This is a genomic window from Lentisphaera marina (assembly GCF_028745505.1).
GTDB lineage: Bacteria > Verrucomicrobiota > Lentisphaeria > Lentisphaerales > Lentisphaeraceae > Lentisphaera > Lentisphaera marina.
This window is the reverse complement of the sequence record NZ_JAQZZL010000001.1, coordinates 1,871,388-1,883,113: the sequence shown is the minus strand read 5'-3', so window position 1 is coordinate 1,883,113 and position 11,726 is coordinate 1,871,388. Positions and strand designations below refer to the sequence as shown.

Sequence of the window (11,726 nt, the reverse complement as noted above, 5' to 3'; positions counted from 1 at the left end):
AAAAAAAGCACTGAATAAAAAATTATTCAGTGCTTAAAAATGTTCCGGACTTAGCCAGATTGCTATAGGTTAGTAAGTATAATAACTTACCGCCCCTACGGCAGTAGAAAAAAGGCTGGCAACGACCTGCTCTCCCACAGTCTTAACTGCAGTACCATCGGCGCTGGAGGTCTTAACTACCGAGTTCGGGATGGGATCGGGTGTGGCTCCTCCGCTGTGGTTACCAGCCGGAAAATGTTGGGAAGAAAACTTAGTTGTGAAAGATAAGATCGCAAGACCTAACTTAGTAGAGTTAGTTTCTTGTGTGCTTATTATCTTTTTTAGGTGGCATCGATTTGATGACAACTAAAAAAGAGGTGGACAAGCCTCACGGCTGATTAGTACTGGTCAACTGAACATATTGCTATGCTTACATCTCCAGCCTATCGAACAGGTAGTCTTCCTGTAGCCTTTAGAGGATAAATCCTGGGATATCTCATCTTTAGGGGGGCTTGGCGCTTAGATGCTTTCAGCGCTTATCCTTTCGCGACTTAGCTACCCAGCAATGCACCTGGCGGTACAACTGGAACACCAGAGGTCACTCATTCCCGGTCCTCTCGTACTAGGGAATGCTCCTATCAAATATCCTACGCCCGCAGAGGATAAGGACCGAACTGTCTCACGACGTTCTGAACCCAGCTCGCGTACCACTTTAACCGGCGAACAGCCGGACCCTTGGGACCTTCTTCAGCCCCAGGATGTGATGAGCCGACATCGAGGTGCCAAACCGCACCGTCGCTATGGACGCTTGGGTGCGATAAGCCTGTTATCCCCAGAGTACCTTTTATCCGATGAGCAACGGCGATACCACTTTCCACCGCTGGATCACTAGGTCCTGCTTTCGCAACTGCTCCACCTGTCGGTGTTACAGTAAAGCCTACTTCTACCCTTACGCTCTACGTATGATTGCCGACCATACTGAGTAGACCTTCGAGCTCCTCCGTTACATTTTAGGAGGAAACCGCCCCAGTCAAACTGACCCTCTGAAACTGTCCTCCATCCGGATTCACGGACGTGGGGTTAGATGCCCAGACAGATAAGGGTGGTATTTCACTGACGACTCACAAACGCCTGACGACGCAAGTTCACAGTCTCCCACTTATGCTACACATATCTGCCCGAACAACAATATCAGATTACAGTAAAGGTTCATGGGGTCTTTCCGTCCATCTGCGGGTATCCGGCATTTTCACCGGAACTACAATTTCACCGAGATCCACGTTGAGACAGTGTCTGGATCGTTACACGATTCGTGCAGGTCGGAACTTACCCGACAAGGAATTTCGCTACCTTAGGACCGTTATAGTTACGGCCGACATTCACCAGGGCTTCATTTCGAAGCTTTGCCCGAAGGCTAACCTCTCCATTTGACCTTTTGGCATTGGTCACGTGTCACACCCTATACTTCCTCTTTCGAGTTTGCAGAGTGCTATGTTTTTGCTAAACAGTCGCCCAGACCTCTTAACTGCGGCCCCCCTGAGGGGGCACCCCTTCTCCCGAAGTTACGGGGCTAATTTGCCGAGTTCCTTAACGTGGTTTCTCTCGCGCACCTTAGTCTACTCGACCTTCCTACCTGTGTCGGTTTTAGTACGGATAACTAAGCTTCAAACGCTTAGAAGCTTTTCTTGGCAGCATGGTTCCATGTTAGACGGTTCCACCCGAGGGTTTCTTCGCCCCATCACAGTTGGTTCTTATGTAGAGCGGATTTTCCTACTCTACGAATTGCCTGCTTGGTATGACTAATCCATCAGTCATTAACATTTTCCTTCCGCGTCCCTTCATCACTAAACTTAGCTAGTACAGGAATATTAACCTGTTGTCCATCGACTACGCCGTTGGGCCTCGCCTTAGGGTCCGACTAACCCTGGGGGGACGAACCTTGCCCAGGAAACCTTCGGATTTCGGTGACCAGGATTCTCACCTGGTTTTTCGTTACTTATGTCTGCATTCTCACTTCTATGCGGTCCACCTGTTGTTTCCATCAAGCTTCACTCCTGCATAGAACGCTCTCCTACCCCCAGCAAGCTGGGTCGCGTCTTCGGCAATGGGCTTTAGTCCCGATTATTTTCGGCGCAGAATCACTCGATCAGTGAGCTATTACGCACTCTTTAAATGGTGGCTGCCTCTAAGCCAACATCCTGATTGTCCAAGCAACTCCACATCCTTAATTCCACTTAGCCCATCTTGGGGGCCTTAGACGGCGATCTGGGCTGTTTCCCTTTTGTCTATGCGGCTTGTCCCACATAGACTGACTCCTGAGCTCATAAATTTACGGTATTCGGAGTTTGATATTTGTTGGTACCCCGGTAAGGGCCCGCGAAAAATCAGTAGCTCTACCCCCGTAAAGAAGCACTCAAGGCTAGCCCTAAAGCTATTTCGGAGAGAACCAGCTATCACTGAGTTTGATTGGCCTTTCACCCCTATCCACAAGTCATCCAAGCGTTTTTCAGCACGCAATGGTTCGGTCCTCCACCCGATGTTACTCGGGCTTCAACCTGCTCATGGATAGATCACTCAGTTTCGGGTCTACTGCATACGACTTAAATCGCACTATTCGTACTCGCTTTCGCTTCGGCTCCGTTTAATAACTTAACCTTGCCGTATACAGTAAGTCGCAGACTCATTATGCAAAAGGCATGCGGTACATCATATAAAGATGACCCACACTTTGTAGATGTATGATTTCAGGTTCTATTTCACTCCCCTTACGGGGTTCTTTTCGCCTTTCCCTCACGGTACTGGTTCACTATCGGTCACTAACGAGTATTTAGCCTTGGAAGGTGGCCCTCCCTGATTCAGACCGGGTTTCACGTGTCCGGCCCTACTTGGGATACCCGCTATATATTAAAGAAATTTCATCTACGGGACTATCACCCTCTGTGGTTCGATTTTCCAAACGATTCTACTATCTCTTCAATACAATGTTGCAGGTCCCGCAACCCCTAAAAGCATGCTTTTAGGTTTAGGCTCTTGCGCGTTCGCTCGCCGCTACTAGCGCAATCTCGGTTGATTTCTTTTCCTCTAGGTACTGAGATGTTTCACTTCCCTAGGTTCGCCTCCCTGACCTATTTATTCAGTCAGGGATAACTGGACATAACTCCAGCTGGGTTTCCCCATTCGGATACCCCCGGATCAAAGCTCTTTTGCAGCTCCCCGAGGATTTTCGCAGCTTAACGCGTCCTTCATCGCCTGTTAGTGCCAAGGCATCCATCATACACCCTTACTAGCTTGTCCACCAAAAATATTAAAAATAATATCTTCAGCGACACACCTAATTCTTACTAAGTCTTTCTTTGTCTTGTATTCTTTTGGTTTGCGATCTTGGTATAAATTGTTTTTGGTTTGTTCTTTCAACTTAAAAAGTTAAAAGACCTCAATTATACTTTGACTCTTTCATTCTATTGTTTTCTTCCTTTCAAAGATCTTATATCGAAGTGGCGTTCTCGCCGCTTGATATTTGAATTATACGATAGTAACGGGGTAATAAGTCTTGTAAAAAAGTACTCTAATCAAGAAGTAAATCTTGAGTCGAGGTTAGTCTTTTTCATTCCTTAAAAAGGAGGTGATCCAGCCGCTGGTTCCCCAACGGCTACCTTGTTACGACTTCATCCCAGTCACTAAGCCCACCTTCGGCGTCTGCCTCCTGCAAGCAGGTTGGCGCAACGACTTCGGGTGAACTCAGCTCCCATGATGTGACGGGCGGTGTGTACAAGGCCCGGGAACGTATTCAATGAGCCGTAGCTGATGCCCATTTACTAGCGATTCCATCTTCATGGAGTCGAGTTGCAGACTCCAATCCGTACTGAGACCGGTTTTGGGGATTCGCTTCCTATCACTAGGTCGCTGCCCTTTGTACCGGCCATTGTAGCACGTGTGCAGCCCCGGGTGTAAGGGCCATACTGACTTGACGTCGTCCACACCTTCCTCCCGCTTAACACGGGCAGTCTCCTTAAGGTTCTCAGCATTACCTGTTAGCAAGTAAGGATATGGGTTGCGCTCGTTGCCGGACTTAACCGAACACTTCACAGCACGAGCTGACGACAGCCATGCAGCACCTGTTTTTGCGCCCCGAAGGGAATTCGACTTTCACCGAACGTCGCTCAATGTCAAACCCGGGTAAGGTTCTTCGCGTTGCCTCGAATTAAGCCACATGCTCCACCGCTTGTGCGGGCCCCCGTCAATTCCTTTGAGTTTTAGTCTTGCGACCGTACTTCCCAGGCGGTACACTTATCGCGTTAGCTTAGACACTGATCCGACTAACCAGACCAACATCGAGTGTACAACGTTTACTGCTAAGACTACAAGGGTATCTAATCCTTTTCGCTACCTTAGCCTTCGTCCATGAGTGTCAGTATTGTGCCAGTAAGCTGCCTTCGCCTTTGGTCTTCCTTGTGATATCTACGCATTCCACCGCTACACCACAAATTCCGCTTACCTCTCACATACTCTAGTCTACCAGTTTCAAATGCAGGTTCAGTGTTAAGCACTGAAATTTCACATCTGACTTAGTAAACCACCTGCGGACCCTTTACGCCCAGTAATTCCGAATAATGCTCGCCACCTACGTATTACCGCGGCTGCTGGCACGTAGTTAGCCGTGGCTTCCTCTGGGGGTACCATCATCGTTTTTCCCCCCTGACAGATCTTTACAACCCGAAGGCCGTCTTCGATCACGCGGCATTGCTCCGTCACGCTTTCGCGCATTGCGGAAGATTCTCGACTGCAGCCTCCCGCAGGAGTCTGGGCAGTGTCTCAGTCCCAGTGTGGGTGATCGTCCTCTCAGACCACCTAGCCGTCATAGCCTTGGTAAGCTTTTACCTTACCAACTAGCATAATGGCACGCGAACTCATCCCTAAGCGTAACCTTTAAATATTAGATCATGCGATCTTATATTCACATCCGGTTTTAGCAGTCGTTTCCAACTGTTGTTCCAAACTTAGGGGCAGATTATTCACGCGTTACTCACCCTTTCGCCACTTTCCATTCACCGAAGTGAATTTCTCGTTCAACTTGCATGCCTAATCCATGCCGCCAGCATTCATTCTGAGCCAGGATCAAACTCTCCAATCAATTGATTGTGTTTGTATCCGACTTAATTACTTAAAATATTTCTATTGAGTTTTCTCTCGAAAAAATTAACTCTTAAATCATAAATGATTTAGGAGCCCGTTACTATCATATAATTCAACTATCAAACATCTTCTTTTTCTTGCTCGTAAAGCGCGCTTTCGGCTTCGTTTTGTCCCCGTCGTTTCTGACGAGGCCCTTAGGTTATCCCCAGTTCTTTTTTCCGCAAACCGCTTTTGAATCTTTTCTTAACTTTTTCTTGTTTTTAGCGCTTCTTCAACAAGCCTACTTAGAGCCTTTTGTTGATTAGCAATAACTTAGGGAGATTAGAAGTTTTTAGAAAAAAGTCATTTAATAGTGATTTGAGAAGAAACTCCTAGAGCAATGGGCTTAAGACGACCAAAGTAAAGTCGATTTCTCCATCATATAATGAGCCTAAAATGATTGAATTAGAAATTATCTTAGTTAATCTAAGATCAATATTATATCACAGGATTTATTTAAGATGCAAAAATACGGACTGATCGGATGGCCGGTCAACCACTCACTCTCACCTAGTATTCACAACCCCGCCTTTAAAGAAATGGATCTAGATGCGAATTATAATCTCATTGAATGCCCACCGGAAGATATATCTTCTATAATAGATGGCTTGAAATCTCAATCCTACAAAGGCTGGAATTGTACCGTACCACTTAAAGCTGACATCATCCCTTTATTGGACTGGGTTGATAAAGAGGCGCTAGCTTGCCAAAGTGTCAATACTGTCGTTGTCCAAGAAAATGGAGAACTACATGGTTTCAGTACCGATGGCTATGGAATTGAAACTGCCATCAAAGAAGAGTTTGGTGTTGAAGTTAAAAATAAAAAAATCTTATTTGTTGGTGCAGGTGGTGCTGCCCGTGCAGCTGCTGCGAGAATCGCAAAATCGGGTGCTAAAGGCATAACTGTTATAAATAGAAGTGAAGCTAATGCACAATTACTTTTAGAGACGGCATCCACAATGAACCCCGAATGCGAGACAAAATACATCCCTTCTAATGAGCTTTCTTCTTATCCTTATATATGCGAAGATCACGACATCATGATTCAATGTACGAGTCTCGGACTAAAAGAAGGCGACCCACAACCCTTCCCTAGTGACTTATTAAAACCTTCAATCTTAGTCATGGATATGATTTATAAAGAAACTCCTTTTCAAATAGCGGCAAAAAATGCGGGCTGTAAAACAGCTGGTGGCTTAGGCATGCTTTTACACCAAGGAGTGAAATCTTGGGAAATGTGGACTAAGTTAAAAGCCCCTGTCGAGAACATGCGTAAAAGCCTAATCAAAGCTGCCTATCCAAATGATTGAAAAACAACTCATCAACTTATTCTATACTCACTACTTTTTTGTTGGTGCATTTTTCACCTTTGTTGTTGGTTGCTGTGTGGGAAGTTTTCTCAATGTTGTTATATGGCGCTTGCCTTTGGGAATGAGTTTAAGTGTACCGGGGTCTCATTGCCCTAAATGCCAAACTGAAATTAAACTCTACGATAATGTTCCCATTTTAGGCTGGCTAGTCCTCAAGGGAAAATGCCGCGCATGTAAAGTTTCTATATCACCACGCTATCTGGTTATTGAAGCTGTCACCGGTTTCATGTGGTTAGCCGTCATGTATGCGGGTCGGCATTACGACCTCCCCTTGAGTCAAGTTTTGTTGGGGCTTATCGCCACATCAATTCTAATTGCTGCAAGTTTAACTGACATAGAGACTCGCACTGTACCCATTCAATTAGTTTATTTTGGTCTCGCAGTTGCCTTCATTCTAGCTCTAGCATTTCCTGAGAGTCAGATTCTACGTTCTACCCACCCACTCTATGAAACTCAACCCGTTTACTCAATGTTAAGTGATTTCCATCCACGCTTACGCTCACTTTTTCATTGCCTCTTTAATGTCAGCATTGCCTATAGTTTCATGTATCTATGTGCGAAGCTTGGTCGCAAAATCTTTGGATCACACACAATTGAATGTGATCCACCTGTCCTAGTTAAACTCAGAAAAGACAATTGTCAGGCTGAAGATGATAAAGCTCTAGCATGGAAAGAAATACTCAGTGAAAAAGATGAAAAAATACGTTTCTTCACTTGTGACAAGCAGGTCATTGAAGTTAATAGAAAAGGCCATGCCACTAGAGATGGCTTAGACTACAAACTTGACGAAGAACAAAAAGTCTTGATAGACAAGCTAGCTTTCCCAAGTGCCGTTATCGGTGGAGGTGACCTGACTTTAATTACTTTATGTGCCGCATTTGTTGGCATCCAAGGCTCCTTGGTTTCCTTGGGTCTCGCAAGTTTTTTTGGAATGATTTATTTAATGATCAGCAAAAGAGAAGCAAAAATGACTCAACGGGCCATCCCCTTTGCTCCTTTTATTGCCATCTTTGTGTGGTCATGGTTTCTTCTTTGGCCCCACTATATAGAACAAATTCGAAATATTGTTAAAGCACTGCAGTCATGAAACTCATTGCTATTCCCGGTTGGGCTTGCGAGCAAAGTTACTTTGATTTCATCCCTGGAGTAAAATGCTTCGATTGGAACTTCTATTCTAAAGGTTCTCAGAAGCCAGAAGCATTTCTACAGAGTGAAATGACGGAAGACTTTATTTTCATTGCCTACTCTCTTGGCAGCCTCTATATCGACGAGGCTTCTTCTTCACCATTTTGTAAAGGTCTCATCATTCTCAGTGGCTTCAATTCGTTTTGTGGGCAAAATAATGAGGATCAAAAAATTCTCGATAGTATCCAAGAAATGAACCTTAATTTAAAATCCAAGCCTGCCAAAGTCATTGCAGAATTCCAAACAGTCGCCGGAAGCCCTGTTCTTGAGCACAATTCATACAACATCGCTCATTTGGCTCAAGGTTTAGATATTTTAAAAAGTAAAATAACACAGACTGAACTTAGTCATTTACCCATATTATTAATAAGGGGAAGACAAGACAGAGTTCTACATCCTAAAGTCGCTATGCAATTAGCACGGCGCTTTCCTAATGCTGAACAACATTGCTTAAGAAATGAAAAACACGACTTAAGCCAATCTACAGAAGTGCACGCACTCATCAATAAATTCCTTGAGGTTCACAATGTCTAAAGGACACTTCAACGCGCATGCAAAAGATTATGACCAATATGCTCACATACAGAGACGCATTGCTAACACTCTATTGGAGGAAGTTCCTCGACAAATTGCTCCCAAACGAATCCTAGAAATCGGTGCTGGCACTGCCTACATAAGTCAAAAGCTTCAAGAAAGATTTCCCGAGTGTAAACTCCTAGTTTGTGATCCAGCGCCCAATATGATTAAAGTTGCTCAAGAAAAACTGGGAAAAGAAGTAGAATTTCAAGTTTGTGAAATTCCCTCAAAATGTGATGGCTTTGATTTAATCATCACGAGTATGGCTATTCAATGGGTTAATGACTGGGAACTGTGGATGAAAAAAATTGCGAAGTTCGCAAATAAAAACGCGACCATTCTAATCGCCACTCCAACCTTAGGCACACTAAATTTCTTGCCCAGAGCTTTTGAATTAGCTCAACTTGATTATAGGGGACTTGCTTATCGTGATGCTAAATCATTAAAGCATGCGGCTGAACAAAAATTTTCAAAGGTCAGTAAATTTACTTTGCCCTTTTCTGAGAGCTTCGATTCCTCTGTAGATTTTTTTAAAAAAATCCATCGCATTGGTGCTAATGTCGAAGAAGAACCCTTAAGCCCAAGTCAGCTAAGGAAACTCATAAAAGAATGCGAAAAACTTAAAACAGATAATATATTAGAAGCTCGATATGAGGTAACCTTTCTACAAGCACAGAAATTATGTTAAAAGTTCTAAAAAATATTCACGACAAAATCTTTCTCAACATTTGGGAGGATGATGTAGAAGATTTAAAATTTCTTCAAAAGATCAAAATCATTGCTTTGCGCAGTCTCAAAGTATTAATTAATGACTTTAATAAAAATAATTTGCCCCTGCAGGCTTCAGCATTAACGAATATCACCGTTTTATCTATGTTACCTACTTTGGCTTTCGTTTTTGCCTTCTCAAAAGCGATGGGCTTAGCCGACATGATCAAAGATCAACAAGAGTTTTTCTTCGGAGAGCTGCCCGAACAAATACGTGATATCCTTATACAAATCTTTGTTTTAATTGATCAAGCTAATTTAAAAGCGATTGGCTTAGTCGGGGTGGCTATCTCGATGTTTACCGCAATAAGTATGATGAGTAAGATTGAACATTCCTTTAATATGATTTGGGGGATCAAAAAAAATCGCGACATGATGACTAAAGTTAAAGAGTATCTCTTTATCTTTGTCACATTGCCTCCCATTCTAATTGCTACAGCCTCCGCCAATGCTTTTTTGTCCAGTAATCGAGTCCAAGAGTACCTCACTAGCAACCTCTTCCTTGGTGAAGGAATTTTTGAATTCTACAGCCTTTTAGTCAAAGTCATAAGCCCGCTAATCATTGCTTTTGGTTTTACATTCCTCTATCGTTTCCTTCCCAATACCAAAGTTAATTTTCGCCCTGCTTTCATAGCAAGCTTCATGGTTACCATTGGCTGGTCAATCACTCAATATATCTATGTAAACCTACAGATTGGTGTTTCTTCTTATCCTCTGTATGGAACCTTTGCGATCATCCCCTTCTTTTTAGTCTGGTTATTCATTGCCTGGTTAATCATCCTCTTAGGTGCGCAACTCTGCTTTGCTTTACAAAATCATGCTACCTATGAAGACGAAGATGAATCTTCACAATTAAAAGGTGAAGACCTCTTTAATGCCGCTATAGTCATTTGTACTTCGATCTCTAGAAAATTTTTAAGCGGCGATAAGTGGGAAGCGCACATTCGCCTTCAAGAGTTGCAGGTCCCTGTCTTACTAGGGCAAAAAATCCTCAATCAGCTCAGCGAATCGGGCATTGTTACTCCCGTAGGAGCACGAAATGAGATTTTTAAAGCTAGTCGTGATCTACATAACATATCTCTACTTGATATCCATAATTCAGTTATGGGCGCTGGTGACAAAAAATTTAATAAAGACAAAACTATTGAATTAGGCATTCAAAAGAAAAATCTAAACTTTGAAGTCTATCAACAAGAATTAGCTAAAGTTAATTTATTTGACTTAGTGAATCAGAAGAATGATTAAACTCACTGAAATTGATTTTGAATCAATTGATTCAACAAATGAGGAAGCCAAGCGAAACATAGCTCAATACCCACATGGCACGGTTTTATATACCAATACCCAGACTGCAGGCAAAGGACGCTTAGGTCGCACATGGACTTCCCCCCCCGATAAAAACATTTATATGAGTATTGTTATCAAAAATGATGACTTATCTCCGCATTGCGTTAACTCCTACGTGCAAATTGCCTCACTCGCAATTTATGAAACGCTAAAGCAACATCAGATACAAGACCTTAGAATTAAGTGGCCTAATGATGTCTTAGTAGGTGATGCTAAAATTGCCGGAATCCTCTGTGAAGGAATCTTTGAGCAAAATAAAATGACTGCATTAATTATTGGTGCGGGGCTCAACATCAACATGACCTATGGCGACCTCAAAAATTTAGGACGCCCCGCCACATCCCTTCTACTAGAAACCTCCATCCCGTGGAATCGCAGTTCCTTAAAAGAAGAAGTTTTAGGCCATTTTAAAAGATTTTATGATTTGTATCATCGTAATGCTAAAGATATAAGCGAAGCGTGGATTAATGCGGCTCAAGTCAGGGACAAGACTGTATTATTCACCGATGACAAAGGGCATTCTTACTTAGGTAAAGTCCATGGTTTTAGTCAAGATGGCGCTATAATGATTGACTCTAGTGGAACAATATTAGTTTTTCATACCGGTGAGCTCACAATAAAAAACTAATTTATTCGTTTAGTGCTGTAAGATAGTTCTTTTGAATTCCGTAAACATTTGTAAGAGTCAAAAGAGCATTTGATTTTTTACGAATCGCGATTAAGATTAACCAAATTTTAACAAAGACTGGAGTCATCCTATGCCGAAAAGAAAAACATTAGCTAACTTACCCGTCGTCCCAGAAAAGAAAGATCAACGCCGTTTAACTCTACTTGGGATTCTCTTAATTTTATTGGTGCAGTTTTCACTCATTTCTTGGAATACTCAAAAACTAGAAGAAGAATCTGTTAAATATAGTAACGAAAATGTCATTGGCGAATGGGTCAACTCTGAAAAGGTATTCACAGCCTTTTCTTTTAATCCCGACGGAACTTGCGAAACCCTTAATTTCGCGCTCCCCTATGAAAAAGTCAGCGATAATGAATACCTTTTATACTCAATCGATCACCGTCCCATCTATAATGTGAAGTATCTTGATTGGAAGAACATCGAAGTTCAATCGATCATCTCGCCCAACAACAAAGCGACCTACACAAGAAAATTTCAATAAGTATTTGATACATAGTTAAATTTTGGCGTAGATTCTGTCTACGCCTTTTTTATGCACTTATATTCTTCAGCTCTGAAAGTATTATCCCATAAATGCACTACACTGATGAAAAATGGATATACACCGATTCTGTATCCCACATCTTCCTAATATTTATTCC

Annotated in this window: 7 protein-coding genes and 3 rRNA genes; 7 read left to right on the top strand and 3 right to left on the bottom strand. The window is 42.8% G+C overall.

The window, feature by feature from the left end:
* Positions 1-113: 113 nt before the first annotated feature.
* The 3 genes from rrf to PQO01_RS07750 form a co-directional block, all read right to left on the bottom strand.
* A 5S ribosomal RNA gene (gene rrf / locus PQO01_RS07760) occupies positions 114-228 on the bottom strand.
* A gap of 128 nt (positions 229-356) precedes the next feature.
* Positions 357-3,273, bottom strand: a 23S ribosomal RNA gene (locus PQO01_RS07755).
* Between the two features lie 321 nt (positions 3,274-3,594).
* Positions 3,595-5,110 (bottom strand): 16S ribosomal RNA (locus PQO01_RS07750).
* Together the 16S, 23S and 5S rRNA genes form the textbook arrangement of a ribosomal RNA operon.
* A 502-nt stretch (positions 5,111-5,612) precedes the next feature.
* Between PQO01_RS07750 and aroE the strand changes: the two genes are divergently transcribed.
* The 7 genes from aroE (at position 5,613) to PQO01_RS07715 (ending at position 11,566) form a co-directional block, all read left to right on the top strand.
* Positions 5,613-6,461: a shikimate dehydrogenase gene (gene aroE / locus PQO01_RS07745; protein ID WP_274313454.1), complete on the top strand. Its 849-nt coding sequence runs from the start codon at positions 5,613-5,615 to the stop codon at positions 6,459-6,461.
* Positions 6,454-7,608, top strand: coding sequence for a prepilin peptidase (locus tag PQO01_RS07740; protein WP_274313453.1), 1,155 nt, complete (start codon positions 6,454-6,456; stop codon positions 7,606-7,608). Before aroE ends, PQO01_RS07740 begins: the two co-directional genes overlap by 8 nt.
* Positions 7,605-8,240 (top strand): alpha/beta fold hydrolase, encoded by a 636-nt coding sequence (locus PQO01_RS07735; protein WP_274313452.1) that lies wholly within the window; start codon positions 7,605-7,607, stop codon positions 8,238-8,240. Before PQO01_RS07740 ends, PQO01_RS07735 begins: the two co-directional genes overlap by 4 nt.
* Positions 8,233-8,970, top strand: coding sequence for a methyltransferase domain-containing protein (locus PQO01_RS07730; protein ID WP_274313451.1), 738 nt, complete (start codon positions 8,233-8,235; stop codon positions 8,968-8,970). The genes PQO01_RS07735 and PQO01_RS07730 overlap by 8 nt, the downstream gene beginning before the upstream one ends.
* Positions 8,964-10,295 (top strand): YihY/virulence factor BrkB family protein, encoded by a 1,332-nt coding sequence (locus PQO01_RS07725; protein ID WP_274313450.1) that lies wholly within the window; start codon positions 8,964-8,966, stop codon positions 10,293-10,295. The genes PQO01_RS07730 and PQO01_RS07725 overlap by 7 nt, the downstream gene beginning before the upstream one ends.
* On the top strand, positions 10,288-11,025 hold the full coding sequence (locus PQO01_RS07720; protein ID WP_274313449.1) for a biotin--[acetyl-CoA-carboxylase] ligase: 738 nt from the start codon (positions 10,288-10,290) through the stop codon (positions 11,023-11,025). The genes PQO01_RS07725 and PQO01_RS07720 overlap by 8 nt, the downstream gene beginning before the upstream one ends.
* Before the next feature lie 130 nt (positions 11,026-11,155).
* Positions 11,156-11,566, top strand: coding sequence for a hypothetical protein (locus tag PQO01_RS07715; protein ID WP_274313448.1), 411 nt, complete (start codon positions 11,156-11,158; stop codon positions 11,564-11,566).
* The last annotated feature ends 160 nt before the right edge of the window (positions 11,567-11,726 follow it).

Bases quoted from the DNA above. Each gene is read 5' to 3' on its own strand.
- PQO01_RS07725 (WP_274313450.1), top strand. From the start codon at position 8,964: ATGTTAAAAGTTCTAAAAAATATTCACGACAAAATCTTTCTCAACATT.
- aroE (WP_274313454.1), top strand. From the start codon at position 5,613: ATGCAAAAATACGGACTGATCGGATGGCCGGTCAACCACTCACTCTCA.
- PQO01_RS07735 (WP_274313452.1), top strand. From the start codon at position 7,605: ATGAAACTCATTGCTATTCCCGGTTGGGCTTGCGAGCAAAGTTACTTT.
- PQO01_RS07730 (WP_274313451.1), top strand. From the start codon at position 8,233: ATGTCTAAAGGACACTTCAACGCGCATGCAAAAGATTATGACCAATAT.
- PQO01_RS07720 (WP_274313449.1), top strand. From the start codon at position 10,288: ATGATTAAACTCACTGAAATTGATTTTGAATCAATTGATTCAACAAAT.
- PQO01_RS07740 (WP_274313453.1), top strand. From the start codon at position 6,454: ATGATTGAAAAACAACTCATCAACTTATTCTATACTCACTACTTTTTT.
- PQO01_RS07715 (WP_274313448.1), top strand. From the start codon at position 11,156: ATGCCGAAAAGAAAAACATTAGCTAACTTACCCGTCGTCCCAGAAAAG.